Genomic DNA, 23,292 nt, shown 5'->3' with positions numbered 1-23,292 from the left:
CCACCTCGCTGCGCTGAGCGTCCGCTTCGCGAACAACGCCCTGCCTGATCGGTTCTCCCCCGGCCTCCGGCCGGGGGACCCCCACGCTCCGCTCGTTCACGAGAGCTGCTCCTCACTCGCCCGGGCCGCCCACTGGGCGAAACGCTCGCCCTCGGTGCGGTCGGCCTGGTAGTGGGTCAGCACCCGCTCGACGTAGTCGGGCAGGCCCTCGCTGGTGACCTTGAGGCCGCGGACCTTGCGGCCGAAGCCGGCCTCCAGGCCGAGCGCGCCGCCGAGGTGCACCTGGTAGCCCTCGACCTGGTTGCCGTGCTCGTCGGTGACCAGCTGGCCCTTGAGGCCGATGTCGGCGACCTGGATGCGGGCGCAGGCGTTCGGGCAGCCGTTGATGTTGATGGTCAGCGGCTCGGCGAACTCCGGCAGGCGCCGCTCCAGTTCGTCGATCAGGGTGCGGCCGCGCTCCTTGGTCTCGACGATGGCGAGCTTGCAGTACTCGATGCCGGTGCAGGCCATGGTGCCGCGGCGGAACGGCGAGGGGGTGACCCGCAGGTCGAGCGCCTCCAGGCCGGCCACGACGGACTCGACGTGCTCCTCGGCGATGTCGAGGATCAGCATCTTCTGCTCGGCGGTGGTGCGCACCCGGTCGCTGCCGTGGGCGGCGGCGAGGTCGGCGATGCGGCCGAGGAGCGGGCCGTCGACCCGGCCGACGCGCGGGGCGAAGCCGACGTAGAACCGGCCGTCCTGCTGGCGGTGGACGCCGACGTGGTCGCGCCAGCGGGCGGCGGGTTCGGCGGGGGCGGGGCCGTCGACCAGCTGGTACTTGAGGTACTCGTCCTCCAGCACCCGGCGGAACTTCTCCACGCCCCAGTCGGCGACCAGGAACTTCAGCCGGGCGCGGTTGCGCAGTCGCCGGTAGCCGTAGTCGCGGAAGATGCCGATGACCCCGCCGTAGACGTCCGGCACCTCGTCGAGCGGGACCCACGCGCCCAGCCGCACGCCCAGCTTGGGGTTGGTGGACAGGCCGCCGCCGACCCACAGGTCGAAGCCGGGGCCGTGCTCGGGGTGGACCACGCCGACGAAGGAGACGTCGTTGATCTCGTGCGCGACGTCCAGCAGCGGGGAGCCGGAGACGGCGCTCTTGAACTTGCGCGGCAGGTTGGAGAAGTCCGGGTTGCCGATGAAGCGGCGCTGGATCTCCTCGATGGCGGGGGTGCCGTCGATGATCTCGTCCTCGGCGATGCCGGCCACCGGGGAGCCGAGGATGACGCGCGGGGTGTCGCCGCAGGCCTCGGTGGTGGACAGGCCGACGGCCTCCAGCTTCTGCCAGATCGCCGGGACGTCCTCGATCCGGATCCAGTGGTACTGGATGTTCTGGCGGTCGGTCAGGTCGGCGGTGCCGCGCGCGTACTGCTCGGAGACCTCGGCGATCGCCCGCAGCTGGGGGACGGTCAGCCGGCCGCCGTCGATGCGCACCCGGAGCATGAAGAACTCGGCGTCCAGCTCGTGCGGGTCCAGGATCGCGGTCTTGCCGCCGTCGATGCCCTCCTTGCGCTGGGTGTAGAGACCCCACCAGCGCATCCGGCCGCGCAGGTCGGCGGGGTCGATCGAGTCGAAGCCCCGGTGCGCGTAGATCGTCTCAATACGTGTCCGCACATTGAGACCGTCGTCGTCCTTCTTGAACTGCTCGTTGGCGTTCAGGGGGGTGTGGTGGCCCATGCCCCACTGACCCTCGCCGCGGTGACGGGTCACCTTGCGGGCCGCGGCGGGCCGGCGCTCGGCGGCACGGTCGGCCGGGGGCTCGGCAGTCTCGGGGGAGGTGGCCATGGTGAAGTCCTTCTGGGCAGATGGCGCTGGCGCGGGATGGGTCGCGGGGCGTGCTCGGCCGTGCGGTGCTGCTCTGACCTGCGGATTCTCAAGGCCTCAAGGGCAGTGACCGGGACCGGGCGGGCGCCTGCGCATCCGCTTCGGCGGGGATGGCGGGAAGATCGGCGCCGGGTGCGGTGGTACGGCGGAGGGGGAGCTCAGGACACCGGACAGATGGCGCTGGACACGCGAAGGAGATCGACGTGGAGTCGACCTACTAGGGTGGTTCCGGCGCTACGCATGGCAAGAGATTCGCACGGCGCGGGACTCGCGGTCCACTAACATCCGGATACTGGACGCTGATGTTTCGTCATGTGGGACAGTCGGAGGTTCCCGCCGCTCCACGGGCGGACGCCCGGCCACGCGCCCGCACCCCGGGGAGATCAACCGCGGCCCCCCGGCCCGATACGGTTGGCCCTGTGCAAGCAGCAGGCGATACGAGCAGAACGAACGCCGAGCGGCCCTCCCGACGCCGGGGCAAGGGCTCCCGGCGCGCGGCCAAACAGGCCACCTGGCACCGCACGGCGTGGGACCTGGTGAAGGACACCACCAACACCTGCGTCGAGTACCGGGTCACCGGGCTCGCCGCGGAGGCGGCCTTCTTCACCCTGCTGTCGATCCCACCGCTGCTGCTCGGCCTGGCCGGCACCCTCGGGTACCTCGACCAGTTCCTCGGCGCGGAGACCATCGACCGGCTCAAGCACGACATCGTCTCGGCCTCCGGGACGGTGCTGTCGGACTCCTCCGTCAACGACGTCGTGGTCCCGCTGCTGAACCAGGTGTTCGACACCGCCCGGCCCGACCTCGTCTCGATCGGCTTCCTGCTGTCCCTCTGGTCGGGCTCCAGGGCGCTCTACATCTTCATCGACACCATCACCGTCATGTACGGGCTCGACGGCAAGCGGGGCATCGTCAAGACCCGGCTGATGTCGCTCGGCCTCTACTTCGGCGCCCTGGTGATCGGCTCGCTGGTGCTGCCGCTGCTGACGACCGGGCCCGGGCTGGTGGAGAACGCCGTGCCCGGCATCGCCGGGCTGGTCGGCGCCCTCTACTGGCCGGTCGCGATCGTGCTGCTGATCGTCTCGCTGACCACCCTCTACCACCTGGCCGTCCCGGTCTCGACCCCGTGGCGCGAGGACATCCCCGGCGCCCTGGTCGCCCTGGTGGTGCTGGTCTTCTGCAGCGTCGGCCTGCGGCTCTACCTGGTCAGCTCGATCGAGGGCCCCTCCGTCTCGGTGTACGGCTCGCTGGCGGCGCCGGTGGCCGTCCTGCTGTGGATCTTCGTGGTGGCGCTCGCGGTCCTCATCGGTGCCGCGATGAACGCCGCGATAGACCGCCGCTGGCCCACCCTGGAGACCGCCGACGCGCGCGCCGAGAACGAGCGTGCCCAGGAGGAGGCGGCCGCCGCGGTGGTCCGCGAGGTCGCCGCCCGGCGGGCCGTCGAACGGGCCCGGCGCGCCCGCGAACTCGGGCTCGCCGAGGGCGTGGAGGAGGAGTGGGGCGAGGACGAGGGCGAGGACGCCGACGTGCCCTCCGAGTACCCGGAGCGGTGGGCCGACGTGCTGGCCGCCGACAACGTGCGCGGGCGTCTCACCGCGCGCGGCGGGCCGCACCACCGGCCCACCCCGCCGCCGCCGGACAGCGACCGGCCGGCGGGGCCGTCGCCGTCGTCGCGGCAGCCGCCCCGGCCGGAGCAGCCGCCGCAGCCGCCTCAGCCGCCGCCGGTGCAGGGGCCGTCCGGGCAGCAGGTGCCGGGGCACCCGCCGCGGCCGCCCCGGGCGCCGTGGGAGCAGCGGTAGCCGGGGCAGCGTGACAGCAGTACGGGCAGGGCCTCCTCCGCGGGTGCGGGGGAGGCCCTGTGTGCTGGTGGCGGGTCAGGCGGGTCAGGCGGGTCAGGCGGGTCAGGCGGGTCAGGCGGCCGGGACTGGGGCCGGGTCCGGGGCAGGGTCGGTCGCGGGGGCCGGGGCGGTGGCGGGGGTCAGGGCGGTGCGCCCCGCGGAGTCGCTCAGCTTGATCAGCAGCGCGACCATCAGCCAGTTCGCCAGCAGGGACGAACCGCCGGCCGCCAGGAACGGCAGCGCCTTGCCGGTCAGCGGGACCAGCCCGCTCACCCCGCCGACGACCACGAACACCTGGAGCGCCAGCGCCGCCGACAGGCCGGTGGCCAGCAGCTTGCCGAACGGGTCCGTCAGGCCGATCGCGGTGCGCAGGCCCCGCTGGACGAGCAGCACGTAGACCAGCAGCACCGCGGTCACCCCGGCCAGGCCCAGCTCCTCGCCGATGGTGGTGAAGATGAAGTCGCTGCGCCCGGCGAAGCCGATCAGCCAGGGCCGCCCCGAACCCAGGCCCGTCCCGGTCAGGTGCCCGGTGCCCAGACTGAACAGCGCCTCGGCGGGCTGTTCCGAGATCGCCTTGTCGTGCACCGGCTTGTAGTAGTCGAGCGGGTGCAGCCAGGCCTCGACGCGGCCGTGCACGTGCGGTTCCACGGTGCCGACCACCGCCGCGCCGCCGACCGCCATCAGCAGGCCGAGCACCACCCAGCTGGTGCGCTCGGTCGCCACGTAGAGCATCACGACGAAGACGCCGAAGAAGATCAGCGAGGTGCCCAGGTCGCGTTCGAAGATCAGCACCAGCAGGCTGACCACCCAGATCGCCAGCACCGGTCCGACGTGCCGCCCGCGCGGCAGGGTCATCCCCCAGACCCTCCGCCCGGCCAGCGCCAGCGCGTCCCTGGCGGCCATCAGGTAGCCCGCGAAGAAGACCGTGATCGCCACCTTCACGAACTCGTCCGGTTCGAAGGAGAGCCCGAACAGCCGGATCCAGCGCTTGGCGCCGAAGCTGTCGCCGGGGGAGAACACCGGCGCCGTCAGCAGGATCAGCGCGCCCGTCATCAGCAGGTACACGTAGCGCTGGAAGACGCGGTGGTGCCTGACGAGGACGATCAGCGCGATCGCGACCCCGACCGAGACGAACACCCACATCAGCTGGGAGGGCGCGGCCGGGATCTTCTGGTAGTCGCCCTTGGCGGCGTGCGCGGCCTTGTAGCTGAAGTCCAGCCGGTCCAGCAGCACCAGCCCGAAGCCGGTCAGGAAGACGCCCAGCGGCAGGATCAGCGGATCGGCGTACGGTGCGAACCGGCGCACCGCCAGGTGTGCCGCCCCGGCCAGCGCGCCCAGCGACAGGCCGTGCACCAGCAGCCCGGGCGGCATCCTGCCGGTCAGTGCCAGGTCGGCGTCGACGTGTCCTGCCAGACAGACGGCCACCGCGAGGACCAGCAGGCCCAGTTCGATGTCGCGGTGGCGCGTCGTCGGCCGGCGGCCCTCGCGGCGTGCAGTGCTTCGCACCTGTTCCAGTCCCCTTGTCCACCACCCGGCGGTCCCGCCGACGTGCACCCTGGCAGACGTCCGGGATTTTGACGCGGTTGCGGGGGAGAGCGGTCCGTGGGCAGAACTTTGCCTGGGCAAGGCTTTGCGGGGCTTCGGCAAAGGCTTGCCCAGGCCCGGGTATAGAGGTGGGCCCCGCGCGCGCCGGGGCCGTCGGGGAGGGGCAGCATGGCCGGGCGCCGGGGCGTCCCGGCGGTGGCGTTCCGGAGCGGCCGGGGACCACCGGAACGAGCGGGGTGAGCGGACGGATGGACGTGGCGGTGCACGGTGCGGCGGGCGGTCCCGCCGCGGTGCTCGCGTACGGCGGGCCGCCGCCGTGGCGGTGGTCCGACCTGGCCGGGTCCTGGACGGCCGAACCGCTGGTGCTCGTCCTGTCGGTGCTGCTCGGCACCTGGTACCTGGCCGCGGTGCGCACCGTCCGGCGGAACGGCGGCGGGCGCTGGCAGCCCACCAGGACCGCCGCCTTCCTGGGCGGGCTGCTGCTGTGGGTCTGGTGCACCTGCTCCGGCCTCGGTGTGTACGAGCGGATCCTCTTCACCGACCGGGCCGTGCAGGTCGTCCTGCTGCTGATGGTCGTCCCGCTGCTGCTCGCGCTCGGCGCGCCGGTCTCGCTGCTGGTCTCGGCGGCGCCGGCTGCCCGGCGGGAGCGCGTCCTGCGGGCGCTGCGCAGCCGTCCGTCCAAGGTGCTGATGTTCCCCGCGGTCTCCACCGCACTGCTGATGGCACCGCCGTGGCTGCTCTACCTCACGCCCTGGTACGCGTGGTCGGTGTCCAGCGGGCTCGGGAACGCGGTGCTGCACCTGGCGCTGGTGCTGCTGGGCCTCGCGTACTTCTGGCCGCGGCTCCAGCTCGATCCGGTCGGGCACGAGTACCCGCACCTGGTCGGGCTGTTCATCACCTTCGCCGAGGTGATCTTCGACGCGGGGCTCGGGATCGTGCTGATCTACGGCGGGCACCTGGTCGCCGGGCACTACTACGTGGCGCTCGGGCGGCCGTGGGGGCCGAGCCCGGCGCAGGACCAGACCTGGGGCGGAAACGCGTTCTGGGTGCTCGGGGACCTGGTCGGGCTGCCGTTCCTGGCCGCGCTGGTGCGGCGGATGGTGGTGCAGGGGCGCGAGGAGAACAGGGTGGTGGACGCCGAGCTGGACGCCCGCTTCGAGGCGGCCGCCGTGCGGGCGCGGGCGGCCGGGCGGCCGGCGGAGGAGGAGACCGGGATGCGGCCGTGGTGGCTGGACGACCCGGATCTCGGGCGCCGGTACGGGGGTTAGAGCCCGTGCGGGGGACGGCTGGGCGACCGTTGTGGCGGGCCGGTGTGCTGGCGGGCCGATGCTGTGGAGGGCCGATGCTGTGGAGGGCCAATTTTGCTCCGCTCGGGCCCTCCTGGCAGCCTCCGCATCGCGTTTCCGCAGGTCAAAAATGGGTTGGCCGGCATGCCCCGCTCCGCTAGCGTGTGACACGTCCGGTTCGGGAGCCGTTGGGCCGCCCGAGGAGTAGAGAGCAGGAGGTGAACCCCGTGGTCGTTGTCGCCCCGATAGCTGCCCAGGGCAGCACTCGCGTTCGCCTCCTTTTCCCGGCCGCCGGCTGAGCCCTTCGCGCCAGCCGTAGCCCGCCGGGACCATTTCCTCCCGAAGGGCCACTGCGTTGTTCAACGCTGCCTCCGTTCCGTCGTTCTCTTCTTCCTCCTCTGCTTCCGGGGCCTCCTCCGCTCTCGCCGCCTCCGCTCCCTCCGCCGACGCGTCGGCGCTGACCGGCTACGGCTGGACGGCGGAGCTCGCGGAGCTGTTCACCCCGTTCGGCGAGGCCGGGCTGCTCCCGGCCCGGATCGTCCGGGTCGACCGCGGCCAGTGCGACGCCGTGATCGCCGACCCGGAGACGGGCGAGCCGCACACCGTGCGGTTCGACACCCGGCGGGTGGGCGATGCCGACATGATCAACTGCCCGTGCACGGGCGACTGGGCGGCGGTCGACCCGCACGCCCGGCCGATGGCCTCCGTCGCCGCGCTGCTGCCGCGCTCCACCGCGATCATCCGCAAGGTGGCCGGCAAGCGGTCCGACGGCCAGGTGCTGGCCGCCAACGTCGACACCGTGCTGATCGCCTCCTCCCTCGCGACCGACCCCGACCTCGGGCGGATCGAGCGCTTCCTCGCCCTGGCCTGGGAGTCCGGCGCCGATCCGCTGGTCGTCCTCACCAAGGCCGACCTGGTCGACGACGCCGACTTCATCCGGGCCGACGTCGAGGCGGTCGCCCCCGGGGTCACCGTGCTCGTGGTGAGCGCCGAGACCGGTGACGGCATGGACGTGCTCCGCGCCTGCACTCCGGGCACCACGGCGGTGATCGGCCAGTCCGGCGTCGGCAAGTCCACGCTCACCAACGCGCTGGTCGGCACCGAGGTGATGACCGTCCAGGAGGCCCGCGCGGTCGACCAGAAGGGCCGCCACACCACGACCACCCGCGAGCTGATCCCGCTGCCCGGCGGTGGCGTGCTGATCGACACCCCGGGGCTGCGCGAGGTCGGCCTCTACGGCGGCGAGGGTGTCGACCTGGCCTTCGCCGACATAGCCGAGCTGGCCGAGGAGTGCCGCTTCCACGACTGCGGCCACCACACCGAGCCCGGCTGCGCGGTGCGGGCGGCGCTGGCCGACGGCACCCTGCCGCAGCGCCGGATGGACAGCTACCTCAAGCTCCAGCGCGAGAGCGAGTGGATCGCCTCGCGCACGGACGCCCGGGTGGCCAAGGCGCGGTTGCAGAAGTGGAAGACGATCAACAAGTCGATGCGAGCCGCGGGAGGTCCGGTGAAGCGTTGATCCCGGGTACCGGCCGGCCGCCGCGCACGGGCCGCCGGCCGGTACCCGCCGGGCCCTCCCGGCTCAGCGGAGGTCGGTCACCAGGCGGAAGCGCTGCAGGACCACCGGAGTGGCGTCGTCCACGGTGAAACCCGGGTCACCGAGGGCGTCGAGGAGTTCCGGGCTGCGCCAGAATCCCTCGTGCACGGCGCGCCACTCGGCCACGCTGGTGCAGCCCTCGCCCTCGTCCAGGGCGTGCTGGAGGTCGACCTCCGAGAGCGGGACCACCCGGACGTCCGTGGTCTCGATCACGGCGACCCTGCGGCCGTCCGAGTCGAGGACCGCGGAGCGCTCGCCGGCCTGCGGCAGGGGCTCGTCCTCGTGCTCGTAGTCGGCGACCAGGCCCGTGGTGCTGGTCTTGGCACCGTCGAGGATCGCGGCGACCAGCTGGTCCCGCAGCGGGCCGGGGAACGCGAACTCGGACGGGGGCAGGGCGACGACGCGCGGGTCGTCCGGGCCGCTGTACGGGTGCTGCTCGCTCATGGGGCGAGAGTATCGGCGGGCCGTCCGGCGGGCCCGCGAATTTCGGGAGGAGCGATCAACGGCGATGTCCGATTTCCGCCAGTCACCCCTCACTCAGTGCCGCAAACTGGACAACGTGATCGACGACGACATCCGATACCGAGCCGTGGACAGCCGCGACTCCCGCTTCGACGGGGTCTTCTTCACGGCGGTCACCTCCACCGGCATCTACTGCCGTCCGAGCTGCCCCGCCGTGACCCCCAAGCGCACCAACTGCGTGTTCTACCCGAGCGCCGCGGCCGCCCAGGGGGCCGGCTTCCGCGCCTGCCGCCGCTGCCGCCCCGACTCCGTGCCGGGCTCGCCCGAGTGGAACCACCGCGCCGACCTGGTCGGCCGCGCGATGCGGCTGATCGGCGACGGCGTGGTGGACCGCGAGGGCGTCGACGGCCTGGCCGGCCGCCTCGGCTACAGCGCCCGCCAGCTGCAACGCCAGCTCACCGCGGAACTCGGCGCCGGCCCGATCGCGCTGGCCCGCGCCCGCCGCGCGCAGACCGCGCGCCTCCTCCTCCAGACCACCGAACTGCCCGTCACCGACATCGCGTTCGCGGCCGGCTTCGCGTCCGTCCGTCAGTTCAACGACACCGTGCGCGAGGTCTACGACCGCACCCCCAGCGGCCTGCGCGCCGAGGTCACCGCCGGCCGCCGCACCGCGACCCCGGCCGGCGGCCTCACCCTGCGCCTCGCCTACCGCGGCGCGCTCGACAGCGACCACCTGATCGACTTCCTGGCCCTGCGCGCCGTCCCCGGCGTCGAGGAGGTCGTCCCCGGCCCGCGTCCGGGTGTGCGCACCTACCGCCGCACCCTCGCGCTCCCCTACGGCCACGGCATCGCCGAGGTCGACGGCCTGGCGCGGGACGAGCCGCGCACCCGCGGCTGGCTGGACTGCCGGCTGCTGCTCGCCGACCTGCGCGACCTGCCGACCGCCGTCCAGCGCCTGCGCATCCTCTTCGACCTGGACGCGGACCCGCTCGCGGTCGACGAGCAGCTCGGCGCCGACCCGTTGCTCGGCCCGCTGGTCCGCGAGCGCCCCGGCCTGCGCTCGCCCGGCCACGTGGACCCGCACGAACTCGCCGTCCGCGCCGTGCTCGGCCAGCAGATCAGCGTCGTCGCCGCCCGTACCCTGGCCGGGCGGCTCGCCGAGAAGTACGGCACCGTGCTGCCCGAGCCCAGGGGCGGCCTGCGCCTGCTCTTCCCGACCGTCGCGGCCCTGGCCACCGCCGACCCGGAGGACTTCGCGATGCCCGCCGCCCGCCGCCGCGCGCTCACCGGTCTGTGTGCCGCGCTGGCCGAGGGCGTGGTCAGCCTCGACAGCGGGGTCGACCGGGAGGAGGCCGCCGCCCGGCTGCTGGACCTGCCCGGCATCGGTCCCTGGACGGTCGGCTACCTGCGGATGCGGGCCATGGCCGACCCCGACGTCTTCCTCCCGAGCGACGTGGGCGTCAAGCACGGCCTGCTGCGCCTCGGCGTCCCCGGCGATCCGAAGTCCGCCGCCTTCGCCGCCGAGGCCTGGGCCCCGTGGCGCTCCTACGCCGTCCACCGGTTGTGGGCGAGCGCCGCGAGCACCGGCACCGAACTCGGCGCCACCAGCAGCAACAGTGACACCAGCGACACCAGCGCGATCAGCGACATCAGCGCCAGCGGCAACACCAGCGCCAGCGGCGCCGCCGGCGCTACCAGCGCCATCAGCACCGGAACGGAGAACGGACGAGCATGAGCACCACCGTCTACACCACCATGGAGAGCCCCTTCGGCCGGCTGCTGCTCAGCGGTGTGCTGCCCGAGGACGGCGGTCCGGCCGCGCTGGCCACCGTCACCGTGCCCGGCCAGAAGTACGCGCTGGCCGAGCCCGCCGACGACTGGGCCCTCGACCCGGAGTCGCTGGCCGAGCCGGTGGCCCAGCTGACCGCCTACTTCGCCGGTGAGCGCACCGGCTTCGACCTCCCGCTCGCGCCCGAGGGCACCGAGTTCCGCCGCAGGATCTGGTCCGCGCTGGACGAGATCCCGTACGGCAAGACCGTCACCTACGGCGAACTCGCCGTGCTGGCCGGGCAGGAGCCGCGGATGGTCCGCGCGGTCGGCGGCGCGGTGGGCGCCAACCCGCTGCTGATCGTGCGCCCCTGCCACCGGGTGCTCGGCGCCAACGGTGCGCTCACCGGCTTCGCCGCCGGGGTGGACCGCAAGCGCTGGCTGCTGGAGCTGGAGAGCGGCACCCTGTTCTGACCGTCCTGGCCGGGCCGGAGGCCCGGGCCTGAGTTCGAAGGCCCGGGCCCCGAGCCCCGAGCGTCCGCCCGCCGGACAGCAGCGCCGGGAGCGCTCAACTCCGCAGATCCACCCGCCAGTTGTTGCTGCGCATGAACCGCCCGGGCGGGAACTCGAAGTCCGTCTCGCCGAGCAGGGTGAACCCGGCCTTCGCGCAGACCGCGTTGGAGGCGGGGTTGTCCACCGAGGGGAAGGCGTGGAGGTGGCGGTGCGCGGCCTCGCGGCGGGCGGCCGCGACCGCCGCCCGGGTGGCGGCGACCGCGATGCCCCGGCCCTGGAAGCCGGGCAGCACGTTCCACCCCATCTCGTGGACGGTCCGGCCCTCCCAGGTCCGGGTGCCGTAGCCGACCGTCCCCACCGCCTCCGTCCCCACCGCCTCCGTCGCCACAACCTCCGCCGCCGTCCCTGCCGCCGCGGCCCCCGTCGCCACGCCCTCGGGCAGCAGCACGATCCGGTACATGCAGCCGAGCCCGGACGGGACGAAGTCCAGGTAGCGCCGGTGCCGTACGAGCAGGTGTTCCTCGCTCTCCGGCCCGCCGACGTGCTTCTTCATCTCCGGAGTGTTGACCCGGCGCAGCAGTGCGAGGTCGCCGTCCGTCCAGGGCTCGATCCGTACCCGTGTGGTGGTCATGCCGGGGACGGTAGCTCCGGGCGCACTTCGGCGACCAGCGGTTTTACCCGGCCACGGACCCCTGCTCCGTCCCGCCGCCCGGCTGGGCGAGGGCGCGGGCGAGCTGTTCCAGCGCGGGCAGGGCGTCGACGACCGCCGCGCGGTCGTCCGGGTCGAGGGTGCCGAGCGCGGTGGCGATCCGGCGCTCGTGGGCGTGCTGCCAGTCGTCGAGCTGCCGCCGGCCGGCCTCGGTGAGGGCGATCCGGGCGGTGCGGCGGTCGCCGGGGTCGGCCTGGCGGTCCACGAAGCCGGCGTCGAGCAGCTTCCCGACCAGTCCGCTGACGGTGTTGGGTGCGAGCCGCTGCCGCGCGGCCAGCTCGCCGACCCGCAGCGGGGCGGCGGCCAGCGTCTGGAGGAGTTCGACCTGCGCCATCGGCAGGGACTCCCACGGGTAGTCGGTGCGGATGCTGCTGCGCAGCGCGCGACGCAGCCGGGTGACGGTGTCGGTCAGCCTCCGGGCGTGTTCGACCGCCGGGTCGGGGCCTCCGGTGGCGGGGTCGGGAACGTTGGGTGACGACGGCATGGCGGACAGCGTATCGCCTGGTACGGGTCGGTCCGGCGGCCGGTGCGGGCCCGGGGTCCGGGCTGTGGCGCGGGTCTGTCGCGGGCCTCGGAGGACCGGGTTCGGGGCTCCGGCGCGGGCTCCGGTGCGGGGGTCCGGCACGGGCGTCATCCGGTGTCCCGCCCGCGGCCCGCTCGACATCGGCCGGCGTCCGTCCGGCACCGTCCGCACCGTGAGACGAATCCTGTCGCAGGGCGACCTGCTCGTAGAGAGAACATATCTGTATCCGATATATTCGTGCCATGAACGCCACCGCCCTTGCCTCGCGGCTGCTCGCCGAGCGGCCCCGGCCCCGCGGCATCGCCGGCTGGCGCCACGCCCACTGGCTGGCCGTCGGCACGGTCTGTCTCGGTGCCTTCCTCGGTCAGCTCGACGCCAGCGTCATCGCCCTGGTGTTCCCCGCCCTCGGCCGCCACTTCGACGCGAGCTTCGCCGCCGTCGAGTGGGTCGCCCTCGCCTACCTGCTGGTCCTGGTAGCCCTGCTGGCCCCGATCGGCTGGCTCTCCGACCTGCTCGGCCGCAAGACGATGTACATCGGTGGCTTCGCGGTCTTCGGGCTCTCCTCACTCGGCGCCGGCTTCGCGGGCAGCCTCTGGGTGCTGGTCGGCTGCCGCGCCGTCCAGGCGGTCGGCGCCGCGATGATGCAGGCCAACAGCGTCGCCCTGGTCGCGCGCGGGGTCCCGGAACAGGCGATGCGGCGGGCCCTCGGCATCCAGGCCTCCGCCCAGGGGCTCGGCCTGGCGCTCGGCCCCAGCCTCGGCGGGCTGCTGGTGGAGCACGCCTCGTGGCGCTGGGTGTTCTGGGTCAACGTGCCGATCGCCGTGTTCGGCATCCTGGCCGGCTGGTACCTGCTGCCGCGCACCCGTACGACGGGCGTCGCGGCCGTCGTGCCCGGGCCCCGGCGCCGCGCCGCGGCCGACCGGGACGGGGCCCGTCGGCCCGCAGTCCGCCGACCGGCGGCCCAGCAGACCGCACCTCGTGAGGACGCCCGCTTCGACCTGCCCGGCATGCTGCTGCTCACCGGGGCGACCACCGCGCTGCTGCTCGCCCTGTCCACCGCCTCCGGTCTGCCGCTGCCCGGCTGGGCGACCGCCGCGCTGCTGCTCGCTTCCGCCGTCCTGGCCGTGGCGCTGGTGCGCCAGGAGCGGCGGGCCGCCCGGCCGATCCTGGCGCCCGGGCTGGTCAACACCCCGGGCGTGCGCTCGGGCCTGCTGGTCGCCCTGATCGGCTACCTGCTGCTGTTCTGCCCGCTGGTACTGGGCCCGGTGCTGCTCACCGGCGCCGGCATGTCGACGGCCCTCGCCGGCCTGGTGGTGACCCTGCTGCCCGCCGCGTTCGCGTTCGCCGCCACGGTCGGCGGCGGGCTGCTGCCCCGGGGCTGGTCGGACGTGGCCAGGTGCCGCTTCGGCGCGCTGCTCGCGGCTGCCGGACTGCTGCTGTTCGCACTGCTGCCGGCCTCGGGTGCGGCGGCAGCCCCGCTGCTGGTCGCCGGCTACGGGCTGGGCCTGCTGCTGCCCGCCAACAACGCGCTGGTGATGCGGGCGATACCGGCGGAGTGCTCGGCGGTCGGCGGCGGCATGGTGAACATGGCGCGCAGCCTCGGTACCGCGCTCGGCATGGCGCTGTCGGTCCTCGGTGTCCATCTGGCGGGCGCCGAGTCCGGTGGGCGGACGGTGCTGTTCGTCCTCTCCGCCGTCGCGGCGGCGGCCGCGCTGCTCACCAGGCCCGCCCGATCCGCCCGGGCCGCCGGGCGCACCCGGCTGGTCCGGTCCGCCCGGCCCTGAGGCCAGGGCCGCACCTCAGACTTCGGTACGGGCGTTCGCGGTGCCGGCAGTGTTGCCGCTGCCGACAGTGCTGCCGGTGCCGGGGGAGTTCAGGGCGTCCTGGGCCCGGTTCGGGCCACGCCGCACCAGCGCTTCCGGGGCGTCCGCACACCGGTCCAACTCGCCGGGCATGGCGGCGAGTTCGTCGTCCGAGAACCGTTTCAGCACGAAGTCCCCGACGCTCTGCCCCTTCGGCGGCCGGCCGATCCCGAACCGCAGCCGGACGAAGTCCCGGGTGCCGAGCCTCTCGCCCACCGAACGCACCCCGTTGTGGCCGCCGGGGCCGCCGCCGCGCTTGAGCCGGGCGGGAAGTCCAGGTCGTCCTGCACCACCACCAGCCGTTCGACCGGGACGCCGTGGCGGCGCAGCAGCGCGGCCACCGGGCGACCGGACAGGTTGATGGACCACAGCGGCTTGGCCAGCAGCACCCGTCGGCCGTCGACGCCGATCTCGGCCACCAGCGTGGCGATCCCCCGGCGGCGGAACCGGGCGCCGTGTCGCTCGGCCAGCCGGTCCACGGCCAGGAAGCCCGCGTTGTGCCGGGTCAGCCGGAACCACGGGCCGGGGTTGCCCAGTCCGGCGATCAGCCAGGGGGCGTCGGGGGTCATGCGGAGTTCTCCGGAAGAGGCGGGGAGGAAGGACGACGGACGGCCGGGGCGCGGCGGGGACGGTACGGGACCGTCCCCCCCGGCGCCCCGGCCGGCCGGGGAACACGCACGACGTACCGGCCGCACCGGCCGCACGGGACGTGCGGACCACGCGGGCCGGGCTCCGGGCGGGACCGCTCAGGAGGCGGGCGCGCCGGGGGCGGCGCCGCGTTCCTGGAGCATGTCGGTCATCAGCTGGAGCTCGGAGTTCTGCGCGACCACCATCGACTGCGCGAGCCGCTTCTCGGTGTCGTTCCTGGCCAGGTCGACGTAACCCTGGGCCATCTCGACGCCGCCCTTGTGGTGCTCGATCATCAGCTGGAGGTAGTAGACCTCGGCATCCCGCCCGCTGAGCGTGCGCAGCTTCGCGATCTGGGTGTTGGTGGCCATGCCGGGCATCAGCGAACCGTCGTGGGCCTGGTACTCGTGGCCCATCTTCATCCACGCCATCGGCGTGGCGGTCGAGTGCTGGGTCAGCCCCCACTGGTCCAGCCAGCCCATCATCATCCCGCGCTGGTTGGCCTGGGTGTTGATGATGTCGAAGGCCAGGGTGCGGGTCGGCTCGTCGCCGGTGCGGTCCCGGACGACGAACGACAGGTCCACCGCCTGCTGGTGGTGGGTCGCCATGTCGCGGGCGAACCCGGCCTCGGGCGAGTCGTCCGCCGGGACGGACAGCGTGGACGAACCGGACGCCGAGGTCCCGCTCGCCACCAGGGCCGGCACCCCGAGCGCCAGCGCCACGGCGGCGGCCAGCGCGGCCGGCCACCACATCCGCCGCCGGCGCGGGGCCTGGACCCCGGCCTCCCCGGCGGCGTCCGCCGCGTCGGCCGCGTCCGCCGCGTCCTCCGGCACGCTCCCGTCGGGGTGGCCCGCGTCGGCGGTCACATCTGCCCCATGGTGCAGGAGGCGCCGGGCTCCTGGGTCTGCTTGCCCTGGACGTACTTGGTGAAGAACTGCTCCACCCGCGGGTCGCCGGCGCTGTCCACGATCAGCTGGGTGCTCCAGGCGTTCAGGGTGATGGTGCCCTCTTCCTCCATGTACGGGCTCATCAGCGAGTACGGGGTCTTCTTGACCTTGTCGGAGAGGGTCTTGATGTCGTCCGGCGTGGCCTTGCCGTTGTAGGTGACCCAGACCGCGCCGTGCTCCAGCGAGTGGACGGCGCGCTCGTTCTCGACCGGCTGGTCGTAGACGTGGCCCATGCAGTCCGCCCAGATCGCGTTGTGGTCGCCGCCGACCGGCGGGGTCATCGGGTAGGTGACCTTCTCCTTGACGTGGGTGCGGCTCAGCTCGCCGAAGGTCTTCACGCCGGGGATGTCCGCGCTGGCGGCGGTCTCCTTGTCCTTCTTCTTCTGGTTCTGGTCCATGACGATCCAGGTACCGGTGGCTATCGCACCGATCACCAGCACGCCGGCCGCCACCGAGGCGACGATCTTGTTGCGGCGCTCGCGGCGCTGCTCGATGGCGCGCAGCTCGGCGATGCGGGCGCGACGGTCGGAGCTGCCCTGCTTGGCGCCGGGCTTGTTGGACTGCTTGGAGGCGGAACCCATGGTGGTCGTCCTTGTCCCCGCCGCACCGGTCGGTGGCGGCGGTCAGCTGGAGTGGGAGGAGGGGCGGATCCGTCGGCGACTGTGCCGACGGCGGGTTCCGCTCAGGACCGGTGGACCTGGAGTTCGTGCAGGTCGGGAACCGGGTGCGAGCCGTCCAGCAGACCGGTGGCCACCACCCGGGGCGGCGCCTCGGGCGCGGCCGGGGTCAGTGGCGATACGGCGGGCTGCGGCTGCGGCGGCGGGTTCGGCAGCTGGGCGTCCTGTGGACAGAACGGGTGGCTGGAGCAGCCGTTGTTGCGCGGCGGCTCGCCGTCCGCGGTGCAGAGGATCCAGTGCCCCTGCTCCTCGGCCGTCCGGTGGTGGTCGGAGGACTTCCCGGCCTTGGTGACCTTCGCGGCGTGACCGGTGCGACTGGCCTGCCCGGTGGCGACCTGGACGCTGACCACGTTGAGCACGGTGACGGCGCTGACCGGGGCCTGGGGCGGCGCCGGATGGCCGGGGCCGTCCACCGCCTTCGCCTGGCCCGCACAGGGCAGCAGGGTCAGCAGGGCGGCGAGCAGCAGGACCAACAGCGCACCCGCCGGGCGGCCCGCGAACGCGGCCCTCCCCGGTCGGGGCAGGCTGGGGGCCGACGCGGTCATGCGCACATTTAATCAGCCGAACGAGTGATGCGATGCCCCCCATCGGCCCTCATTTTCGGAGGCCCGCGCGCCCGGATGACCAGGAAACGCCCCGCTCCGGACACATCCGGCAAGCACGGACGGAACGGATGCGGACGAACCGGTGACGAGCCCGGTGCGGGCCGGCGAACCGGCTGGTGAACGCGGTGGCCGGGATGTTCCGGTGGGTGACCGGTTGTCGCCGAAACCCGGACAGGGTCCTCGCAGGTGGAGAACAATGTCGTCCAGCCCGGCCCGCCGGGGGCGGCGCGACCACGGAACGACCAGGAGCCGCCAGATGAGCAAGCAGGGTGCACCCGCAGAGCCGCACCGGCCGGACGACGGCTGGTGGGACGCCGTCTACGACGGTCCGGCGGGCACCCTCCCGGACACCCCGCACGCCGACCCGGGGGACGGCAGCGTGGACGACTGGTTCGACACGGCGGCCGGCCTGATCGGGCAGCAGCGTTCGGCGGAACCGGTGCTGGAGCCGGAACCGGTATCGGAGCCGGAGTCGGTTCTGGAGCCGGCGGTGGCGGCTGCGGCGGAGGAGGTACCGACGGCGGCTCCGGGGAGCCGGGGCGGCGGAGCGGACACCCGGGACAGCATCGACGACTGGTTCGACACCGCGGTCGGGGTGATCGGCGGGGCGGCGGGGATCGGGCGTCAGCGGACCTCCACGGAGACCCACCAGTTCCCGGCCCCGGCCTTCGCCGACGACGCTCCGAAGGCGTCGCGGGAGCCGGAGCCGGAGCCGAAGCCGTCGCCTGAGCCGGAACCGGAGCCGGAGCCGGAGGCCGTACCGGTCCCGCTGGAGAAGTCCGTACCGGCTCCCGCTCCCGAGCCGGAGCCGATCGTCGAGCCCGAGCCCGAGCCCGAGCCCGAACCTGAGGCCGAACCCGAGCCCGCTGCCGCCGAGGAACCCCCGGGACCCGAGCCGGAACCCGTCCACACCCCGGAGCCCGACCCGGAGCCCGCACTCCCCGCCGCGACCGTCCCCGACCCCCGGCTGGCCCTCCGCGCGCCGCTCGCCGACGGCGGCGCCGCGGTCCCGCACGTCGGCGAACGCCCCCCGACGTACGGACCCGAGCCGACGGCCGTACCCGAGGCGGACCCCGGCGCACTGCGCGCACTGGTGCCGGACACCGTGCTGGAGGGCGCGCAGTACGGGTCGTCCGTGCTGCGCGCCGCCTCCGTCCGGGGCGACTCCGCGCGCTACCGGGGCGAGTCGCGCCGCGACACCCTGCTGGTCACCCGGTTCGGCGACGGCCCCGACGGACTGCTGCTCGCCGTCCTCGGCGGCTTCGACCGTACGGGCGTCGCCGAGGACGAGGCGGTCGCCCCGGTGGCGGTCGCGGCCGCCACCGGGGAGGCGTGCCACCAGCTCGCCGCCGCGATCGGACGCAGCCGGGCCGGTCTGGCCGCCGACCTGCGCGACGGCGCCCGCGACCGGCTCCGCTACGGCCTCCAGCGCCTGGCCACCGGCGCCGTCGCCCCGCTGCGCGCCCTGTCGCCCCGGGGGGAGGGGGACGACACCCCGTCCCCGGCGTCGCTGCACTGCCTGCTGGTGTCGCTGGACCCGGAGGCCGGCTACCGGGTGGCCTTCGGGGTCGGCCCCGGCGGGCTCTACCTGCTGCGCTCCGGCCACTGGATCGACGCCTACGCGGCGCGGCTGCTGCACCACCCGGACGGCCCGTCGCCGGTCCCCGACGTCCCCGTCCCCGGGCCGCGCCCGTTCCGCTTCCGGCTCGTCCCGGCGACACCGGGCGACATCCTCCTCCTCTGCGCCCCGGGTCTCGCCCGTCCCATCGCCGACGAGCCGGCCGTCGCCCACTTCCTCGCGACCCACTGGGCCCACCCCCACCCGCCGGGCACCGTCGACTTCCTGCGGCAGGTCCAGGTCCGCGCCAAGGGCTACGCGGACGACCGCACGGCCGCCGCCGTCTGGACCGAGTGAAGGCGGGCCGGTCCGTGGAATCCGTCCCCTGCCGCCGCTGCCCGCACGAGAGGTCGGCCCCGTCGGACTTCTCGCACACGGGCCTGAGGCGATCCCGCTGCCACCCGCCGACGCGCCGGAAGTCGGCCGGGCCGACTTCTCGCGCCTCAGGTGCGCAGGAGGATGCCGGTGACGGCGGTGGCCTGGGTGAGGGCGGTGGGGCGGTGGGCGTCCGGGAGGCCGATGGCGATCGGGACGGCGAGGCCGTCGAGCAGGGCGCGGATCTGTAGCGCGCGGTCGGCGGCCGGGCCCGGGGTGAAGTGGCCGGTGCCGGCGCCCCCCTCGATCAGGGCGACCAGGTCGGCCTGCCAGGGGGCCTCGATCTCCTGCTGGCCCCGGCGGATCTCGGCGCTGGCGGGGGAGCGGCCCCAGACCTCGACCCAGAGGATCCAGCGCGGGTCGCCCGCCCCTTCCGGCAGGTAGAGGCGCAGGTAGGCGTCGAGGCGCTGCCAGGGGTCGAGGGCGGTGTCGGCGAGGGCCACGCGGCGGCGGGCGCCGAGCTGGTCCTCGCTCCAGCGGAGGGTCTCCAGCAGCAGCTGGTCCTTGCTGCCGAAGTAGTAGAGCAGGTGCCCGGCGCTCATCCCGAGCTGTTTGCCGAGCCCGGCCATGGTGAGCCCGGCGAGCCCGTGTTCGGCGATCGCGGCCCGGGCGGTGGCGAACACCTCCTCGCGGGGGCGGGCCGGCCGGCGCGGGCGGGGGTCGGCCATCTCTCGTGCTCTCCCTCGGTGGAACGGAGTTCAGCAGGCTACCGGAGCGGGCGGAAGAACCGCCCGCTCCGGTGGCCGGATCAGCGGGTCAGATCGCCGTCGGCTGCTGCTGGGTGATGCAGTGGATGCCGCCGCCGTTGGCGAAGATCTCACGGGCGTCCACGAGTTCGACGGTGCGGCCCGGGTAGGCGTCGGCGAGGATCGCGGCGGCCTCCTGGTCGCGCGGGTCGTCGAAGGCGCAGAGGATCACCGCGCCGTTGGCCACGTAGTGGTTGATGTAGGAGTAGTCGACCGGCTCGCCGTCCTCGTCCAGCAGGACGGTGGGGGCGGGCAGTTCGATGACCTCCAGCGGCCGGCCCAGGGCGTCCGTCGAGGCGCGCAGGACGGCCACCAGCTCCCGGCAGACCTCGTGATCCGGGTGCGCGGGGTCGGGCTGGACGTGGGCGACCACGACGCCGGGGCGGACGAAGGAGGCGACGATGTCGATGTGCCCGCGGGTGCCGAACTCGTCGTAGTCGCGGGTGAGTCCGCGCGGCAGCCAGATCGCCTTGGTGGTGCCGAGGAAGGCGTGCAGCTCGGCCTCGACCTCCTCCCTGGTCCAGTCCGCGTTGCGGCCCTCGCCGAGCTGGACGGTCTCGGTGACCAGCACCGTGCCCTCGCCGTCGACGTGGATGCCGCCGCCCTCGTTGATCAGCCGGGAGGCGAAGCGCTGGACCTTCGTCAGCTCGCCGATGTGCTCGGCGATGTGCTGGTCCTTGTCCCAGCGGGCCCAGGACTGTGCGCCCCAGCCGTTGAAGATCCAGTCGGTGGCGGCCAGCGAGCCCTTGCCGTCGATCAGGAAGGACGGGCCGATGTCGCGCATCCACGCGTCGTTCAGCGGGCGCTCGACGATCTCGACCCGCTCGGAGACGTACCCGCGGGCCTGCTCCGTCTCGCCGGTGTTGACGATCAGCGTCACCGGCTCGTACCCGGCGATGGTGTCGGCGACGGCGGCCCAGGCCCGGCGGGCGGCGTGCAGCTGCTCGGGGCCGTCGAAGGTGGGGTTGGCGGTGGGGAACGCCATCCAGGTGCGGTCGTGGGGGTGCCACTCGGCGGGCATCCGGTAGCCGAGCGAGGCGGGCGTGGGGGTGGTCATCATCGAGTCCCTGGAAGGTCAGAGGAGGTTCAGAGGAGGTCAGAGGGGGTCAGAGGAAGTAGAGGCGGCTGAGCGAGACACTGTCGGCGGGTTCGGAGCGAAGCGGCGAGCCGTCCAGCGAGACCAGTCCGGTCTCGGTGACCTCGACGTGGCCGACGCGGGCGTTGCGCACCATGTCCCGCGGCCCGATGCCGCGGGTGTTCCGCACGCCGACCCGGCGGCGGCGGGTGGGCAGCGCGTCGGCGGCCCGGTCGAGGTAGGCGCCGTCGGCGGCGGCCTGGGCGACGAAGGCCACCGAGATGTCGGCGGCGGTCGCGCCGTGGGCGCCGAACTGCGGGCCGAGGACGAGCGGTTCGCAGCGGTCGGTGGAGGCGTTGGGGTCGCCGACCACCCCGTACGCGGGGAACCCGGCCTTGAGGACCAGCTGCGGCTTGGCGCCGAAGTGGTCCGGGCGCCAGAGCACGATGTCGGCGAGCTTGCCGATCTCGATCGAGCCGACCTCGTGCGCGAGGCCGTGCGCGATGGCCGGGTTGACGGTGAGCTTCGCGATGTAGCGCAGCACGCGCTCGTTGTCGTCGCCGCCCTCCGTCGTCCCGTACGAGCCGGTGCCGTCGAGCGGGCCGAGTTCGGCCTTCATCTTCCCGGCCATGGCGAAGGTGCGGCGCACGGTCTCGCCGGCCCGGCCCATGCCCTGGGCGTCGGAGGAGGTGATGCCGATGACCCCGAGGTCGTGCAGCACGTCCTCGGCGCCCATCGTGCCGGCCCGGATCCGGTCGCGGGCCATCGCGGCGTCGCCGGGCAGGTCGGTCTTGAGGCCGTGCGCGGAGACGATCATGCCGAAGTGCTCGCCGAGCGCGTCCCGGCCGAACGGCAGCGTCGGGTTGGTGGAGGAGCCGATGACGTTCGGCACGCCCGCCATCTTCAGCACGTTGGGGACGTGTCCGCCGCCGCAGCCCTCGATGTGGAAGGCGTGGATGGTGCGCCCGTCCAGCACCTTGAGGGTGTCCTCGACCGACAGGCACTCGTTCAGGCCGTCGGTGTGCAGGGCGACCTGGACGTCGTACTCCTCGGCGACCCGCAGCGCGGTGTCCAGTGCCCGGGTGTGCGCGCCCATGTCCTCGTGCACCTTGAAGCCGGACGCGCCGCCCTCGGCCAGCGCCTCGATCAGCGGGGCCTCGTCGGAGGACGAACCGCGGCCCAGGAAGCCGATGTTGACGGGCCAGGCGTCGAAGGCGTTGAAGGCGTGGCGCAGCGCCCAGGGCGAGTTCACGCCGACGCCCCAGACCGGGCCGAACTCCTGGCCGATGATCGTGGTGACGCCGGAGGCCAGCGAGGCCTCCATGATCCGCGGCGAGAGCAGGTGGACGTGGGTGTCGATGGCACCGGCGGTGGCGATCATGCCCTCGCCGGAGACGATCGTGGTGCCGGTGCCGACGACCACGTCCACGCCGTCCAGGGTGTCCGGGTTGCCGGCCCGCCCGATCGAGGCGATCCGGCCGCCGATCAGGCCGATCGAGGTCTTGCGGATGCCCTGGACCGCGTCGATCACCAGCACGTTGCTGATCACCACGTCGCAGGTGTCCCGGACGGCGGCGGGCTTGAGGTGCAGGCCGTCGCGGGCGGTCTTGCCGAAGCCGGCCAGGAACTCGTCGCCGGGTGCCTGGGAGTCGGACTCCACGCGGACGATCAGTCCGCTGTCGCCGAGCCGGACGCGGTCCCCGGCGCGCGGGCCGTGGACGGAGATGTAGTCGTGGGGAGAGATCGCCGTCACGAGGGCGCCTCCGAGTCGTCGAAGCCGGTCAGGTAGCCGGTCGCGCGGGCCTTCGCGAGGGCGGCCTCCTTCGCGCCGGGCGCGTCCAGGGGGCCGTCCACGAGCCCCGCGAAACCGATCGCGACCCGCCGGCCGCCGATCGGGACCAGGCCGACCTCGACGGTGGCGCCCGGGTCGAAGCGCACCGAGGAGCCGGCCGGGACGGCCAGGTGGGTGCCGTAGGCGGCGGCCCGGTCGAAGGCGAGGCGGGGGTTGGCCTCGAAGAAGTGGAAGTGCGAGGTGACCGAGATCGGCACCCCCGAGGTGTTGTGGACGGGGAGCAGCAGCGTCTCCTCGACCGGGTCGTAGCCGGTGCCGGCGCCGGGCAGCGCGCTGCCGGGGGCCTCGTCGCCGAGCGAGCCGGCGCCCCTGAACGGGGCGTCGACGACGGCGAGGCGGGTGCCGTCCTCGAAGACGGCCTCGACCTGGACGTCGGTGACCACGTCCGCCACGCCGGGCAGCACGTCGTCGGCGGTCAGCACGGAGCGGCCGGCCTCGATGGCCTCGGCCAGTCGCAGGCCGTCGCGGGCGGCCTCGCAGACGGTGTCCGCGATCAGGGCGGTGGCCTCGGGGATGTTGAGGCGCACGCCCCGGGCGCGGCGGGCGCGGGCCAGTTCGGCTGCCGTGAAGATCAGCAGCCGGTCCCGCTCGGTGGGGGTCAGTCGCACGGTTCCTCGCTCGCGGTCGCCGGGAGGGGGTCGGCTCGGGCGATGTTAGAACGCCGTTCAAACATCTCGGGTCATTGAACCCGCACCGGGCCGCCCTGTCCAGCGTTGCCGCTCCGCGGAGGTTCGGCTCGCCGGGCGGGGGGCGGGGGTGAGGCCCGCCGGGCGGGGGACGGGCGAGGCGGGAGCGAGAAAGGGGGCCG

Annotated in this window: 20 protein-coding genes and 1 pseudogene; 7 read left to right on the top strand and 14 right to left on the bottom strand. The window is 73.9% G+C overall.

Translation table 11 applies throughout. The features are described 5' to 3' along the window. Window positions 1–96: 96 nt before the first annotated feature. Both ACZ7C5_RS23740 and ACZ7C5_RS23735 read right to left on the bottom strand, forming a co-directional pair. Window positions 97–1,821 carry a nitrite/sulfite reductase gene (locus ACZ7C5_RS23740; protein WP_401079264.1) on the bottom strand — a complete coding sequence of 575 codons (1,725 nt, stop codon included), beginning with the start codon at window positions 1,819–1,821 and terminating at the stop codon, window positions 97–99. Between the two features lie 197 nt (window positions 1,822–2,018). Beyond that, entirely contained in the window at window positions 2,019–2,102 is an 84-nt protein-coding gene (locus ACZ7C5_RS23735) for a putative leader peptide (RefSeq protein WP_401079798.1), read from the bottom strand. Window positions 2,103–2,279: 177 nt separating this feature from the next. On the opposite strand from ACZ7C5_RS23735, the gene ACZ7C5_RS23730 reads away from it, so the two are divergent. Beyond that, complete coding sequence (locus tag ACZ7C5_RS23730) at window positions 2,280–3,659, top strand: YihY/virulence factor BrkB family protein (RefSeq protein WP_401079266.1); 1,380 nt, start codon at window positions 2,280–2,282, stop codon at window positions 3,657–3,659. 111 nt (window positions 3,660–3,770) lie between these two features. Here the strand turns inward: ACZ7C5_RS23730 and ACZ7C5_RS23725 are convergent, their stop codons facing one another. After that, a complete protein-coding gene (locus ACZ7C5_RS23725; RefSeq protein ID WP_401079268.1) occupies window positions 3,771–5,204 on the bottom strand; it encodes an FtsW/RodA/SpoVE family cell cycle protein in 1,434 nt (477 codons plus the stop codon). A 275-nt stretch (window positions 5,205–5,479) separates the two neighbouring features. Here ACZ7C5_RS23725 and ACZ7C5_RS23720 point away from each other — a divergent pair, with 275 nt between their 5' ends. Both ACZ7C5_RS23720 and rsgA read left to right on the top strand, forming a co-directional pair. Further along, on the top strand, window positions 5,480–6,511 hold the full coding sequence (locus ACZ7C5_RS23720) for a cytochrome c oxidase assembly protein (RefSeq protein WP_401079270.1): 1,032 nt from the start codon (window positions 5,480–5,482) through the stop codon (window positions 6,509–6,511). Between the two features lie 373 nt (window positions 6,512–6,884). After that, window positions 6,885–8,048, top strand: coding sequence for a ribosome small subunit-dependent GTPase A (gene rsgA / locus ACZ7C5_RS23715; RefSeq protein ID WP_470323427.1), 1,164 nt, complete (start codon window positions 6,885–6,887; stop codon window positions 8,046–8,048). 63 nt (window positions 8,049–8,111) lie between these two features. Here the strand turns inward: rsgA and ACZ7C5_RS23710 are convergent, their stop codons facing one another. Next, window positions 8,112–8,570: an ASCH domain-containing protein gene (locus ACZ7C5_RS23710; protein ID WP_470323426.1), complete on the bottom strand. Its 459-nt coding sequence runs from the start codon at window positions 8,568–8,570 to the stop codon at window positions 8,112–8,114. Window positions 8,571–8,634: 64 nt separating this feature from the next. Between ACZ7C5_RS23710 and ACZ7C5_RS23705 the strand changes: the two genes are divergently transcribed. Both ACZ7C5_RS23705 and ACZ7C5_RS23700 read left to right on the top strand, forming a co-directional pair. Beyond that, complete coding sequence (locus ACZ7C5_RS23705; RefSeq protein ID WP_470323425.1) at window positions 8,635–10,323, top strand: DNA-3-methyladenine glycosylase 2 family protein; 1,689 nt, start codon at window positions 8,635–8,637, stop codon at window positions 10,321–10,323. After that, complete coding sequence (locus tag ACZ7C5_RS23700; protein WP_401079278.1) at window positions 10,320–10,829, top strand: methylated-DNA--[protein]-cysteine S-methyltransferase; 510 nt, start codon at window positions 10,320–10,322, stop codon at window positions 10,827–10,829. The genes ACZ7C5_RS23705 and ACZ7C5_RS23700 overlap by 4 nt, the downstream gene beginning before the upstream one ends. Before the next feature lie 94 nt (window positions 10,830–10,923). On the opposite strand, the gene ACZ7C5_RS23695 is transcribed toward ACZ7C5_RS23700, so the two are convergent. Both ACZ7C5_RS23695 and ACZ7C5_RS23690 read right to left on the bottom strand, forming a co-directional pair. Next, the gene (locus tag ACZ7C5_RS23695) at window positions 10,924–11,499 is read right to left on the bottom strand and encodes a GNAT family N-acetyltransferase (protein ID WP_470323424.1); all 576 of its coding nucleotides are present in this window, start codon (window positions 11,497–11,499) and stop codon (window positions 10,924–10,926) included. A 43-nt stretch (window positions 11,500–11,542) separates the two neighbouring features. Next, on the bottom strand, window positions 11,543–12,061 hold the full coding sequence (locus tag ACZ7C5_RS23690; protein ID WP_401079282.1) for a MarR family winged helix-turn-helix transcriptional regulator: 519 nt from the start codon (window positions 12,059–12,061) through the stop codon (window positions 11,543–11,545). A gap of 281 nt (window positions 12,062–12,342) precedes the next feature. Between ACZ7C5_RS23690 and ACZ7C5_RS23685 the strand changes: the two genes are divergently transcribed. After that, a complete protein-coding gene (locus ACZ7C5_RS23685) occupies window positions 12,343–13,884 on the top strand; it encodes an MFS transporter (protein WP_470323423.1) in 1,542 nt (513 codons plus the stop codon). Window positions 13,885–13,968: 84 nt separating this feature from the next. Here ACZ7C5_RS23685 and pth read toward each other — a convergent pair. From pth to ACZ7C5_RS23665, 4 genes and pseudogenes are all read right to left on the bottom strand, one after another. After that, window positions 13,969–14,531, bottom strand: a pseudogene (gene pth / locus ACZ7C5_RS23680) (aminoacyl-tRNA hydrolase); the annotation flags it as partial. 177 nt (window positions 14,532–14,708) lie between these two features. Continuing rightward, the gene (locus ACZ7C5_RS23675; RefSeq protein WP_188295458.1) at window positions 14,709–15,341 is read right to left on the bottom strand and encodes a DUF305 domain-containing protein; all 633 of its coding nucleotides are present in this window, start codon (window positions 15,339–15,341) and stop codon (window positions 14,709–14,711) included. Window positions 15,342–15,451: 110 nt separating this feature from the next. Further along, window positions 15,452–16,117 (bottom strand): DUF3105 domain-containing protein, encoded by a 666-nt coding sequence (locus ACZ7C5_RS23670; RefSeq protein WP_401079286.1) that lies wholly within the window; start codon window positions 16,115–16,117, stop codon window positions 15,452–15,454. Window positions 16,118–16,218: 101 nt separating this feature from the next. Continuing rightward, on the bottom strand, window positions 16,219–16,758 hold the full coding sequence (locus ACZ7C5_RS23665; protein WP_401079288.1) for a hypothetical protein: 540 nt from the start codon (window positions 16,756–16,758) through the stop codon (window positions 16,219–16,221). 316 nt (window positions 16,759–17,074) lie between these two features. On the opposite strand from ACZ7C5_RS23665, the gene ACZ7C5_RS23660 reads away from it, so the two are divergent. Continuing rightward, window positions 17,075–18,733, top strand: a complete 1,659-nt coding sequence (locus ACZ7C5_RS23660; RefSeq protein ID WP_470323422.1) for a protein phosphatase 2C domain-containing protein — start codon at window positions 17,075–17,077, stop codon at window positions 18,731–18,733. Between the two features lie 146 nt (window positions 18,734–18,879). Here ACZ7C5_RS23660 and ACZ7C5_RS23655 read toward each other — a convergent pair whose 3' ends face one another. The 4 genes from ACZ7C5_RS23655 to ureA all read right to left on the bottom strand — a co-directional run bounded on the left by ACZ7C5_RS23655 (window position 18,880) and on the right by ureA (window position 23,092). After that, window positions 18,880–19,479 carry a TetR/AcrR family transcriptional regulator gene (locus ACZ7C5_RS23655; protein WP_470323421.1) on the bottom strand — a complete coding sequence of 200 codons (600 nt, stop codon included), beginning with the start codon at window positions 19,477–19,479 and terminating at the stop codon, window positions 18,880–18,882. A gap of 88 nt (window positions 19,480–19,567) precedes the next feature. Next, the gene (locus tag ACZ7C5_RS23650) at window positions 19,568–20,617 is read right to left on the bottom strand and encodes an agmatine deiminase family protein (protein ID WP_470323420.1); all 1,050 of its coding nucleotides are present in this window, start codon (window positions 20,615–20,617) and stop codon (window positions 19,568–19,570) included. A gap of 46 nt (window positions 20,618–20,663) precedes the next feature. Beyond that, complete coding sequence (locus ACZ7C5_RS23645) at window positions 20,664–22,385, bottom strand: urease subunit alpha (protein ID WP_401079431.1); 1,722 nt, start codon at window positions 22,383–22,385, stop codon at window positions 20,664–20,666. Next, complete coding sequence (ureA, locus tag ACZ7C5_RS23640) at window positions 22,382–23,092, bottom strand: urease subunit gamma (RefSeq protein WP_470323419.1); 711 nt, start codon at window positions 23,090–23,092, stop codon at window positions 22,382–22,384. The genes ACZ7C5_RS23645 and ureA overlap by 4 nt, the downstream gene beginning before the upstream one ends. Between the last annotated feature and the right edge of the window lie 200 nt (window positions 23,093–23,292).

This window comes from Kitasatospora sp. NPDC036993 (genome assembly GCF_055607525.1).
Note: the sequence above shows the minus strand (reverse complement) of the source record. Positions and strands in the feature narration are given on the sequence as shown.

Bases quoted from the DNA above. Each gene is read 5' to 3' on its own strand.
- ACZ7C5_RS23670 (WP_401079286.1), bottom strand. From the start codon at position 16,117: ATGGGTTCCGCCTCCAAGCAGTCCAACAAGCCCGGCGCCAAGCAGGGC.
- ACZ7C5_RS23695 (WP_470323424.1), bottom strand. From the start codon at position 11,499: ATGACCACCACACGGGTACGGATCGAGCCCTGGACGGACGGCGACCTC.
- ACZ7C5_RS23660 (WP_470323422.1), top strand. From the start codon at position 17,075: ATGAGCAAGCAGGGTGCACCCGCAGAGCCGCACCGGCCGGACGACGGC.
- ACZ7C5_RS23740 (WP_401079264.1), bottom strand. From the start codon at position 1,821: ATGGCCACCTCCCCCGAGACTGCCGAGCCCCCGGCCGACCGTGCCGCC.
- ACZ7C5_RS23655 (WP_470323421.1), bottom strand. From the start codon at position 19,479: ATGGCCGACCCCCGCCCGCGCCGGCCGGCCCGCCCCCGCGAGGAGGTG.
- ACZ7C5_RS23675 (WP_188295458.1), bottom strand. From the start codon at position 15,341: ATGTGGTGGCCGGCCGCGCTGGCCGCCGCCGTGGCGCTGGCGCTCGGG.
- ACZ7C5_RS23690 (WP_401079282.1), bottom strand. From the start codon at position 12,061: ATGCCGTCGTCACCCAACGTTCCCGACCCCGCCACCGGAGGCCCCGAC.
- ACZ7C5_RS23685 (WP_470323423.1), top strand. From the start codon at position 12,343: ATGAACGCCACCGCCCTTGCCTCGCGGCTGCTCGCCGAGCGGCCCCGG.
- ACZ7C5_RS23710 (WP_470323426.1), bottom strand. From the start codon at position 8,570: ATGAGCGAGCAGCACCCGTACAGCGGCCCGGACGACCCGCGCGTCGTC.
- ACZ7C5_RS23650 (WP_470323420.1), bottom strand. From the start codon at position 20,617: ATGATGACCACCCCCACGCCCGCCTCGCTCGGCTACCGGATGCCCGCC.
- ACZ7C5_RS23705 (WP_470323425.1), top strand. From the start codon at position 8,635: ATGTCCGATTTCCGCCAGTCACCCCTCACTCAGTGCCGCAAACTGGAC.
- ACZ7C5_RS23665 (WP_401079288.1), bottom strand. From the start codon at position 16,758: ATGACCGCGTCGGCCCCCAGCCTGCCCCGACCGGGGAGGGCCGCGTTC.
- ACZ7C5_RS23700 (WP_401079278.1), top strand. From the start codon at position 10,320: ATGAGCACCACCGTCTACACCACCATGGAGAGCCCCTTCGGCCGGCTG.
- ACZ7C5_RS23735 (WP_401079798.1), bottom strand. From the start codon at position 2,102: ATGCGTAGCGCCGGAACCACCCTAGTAGGTCGACTCCACGTCGATCTC.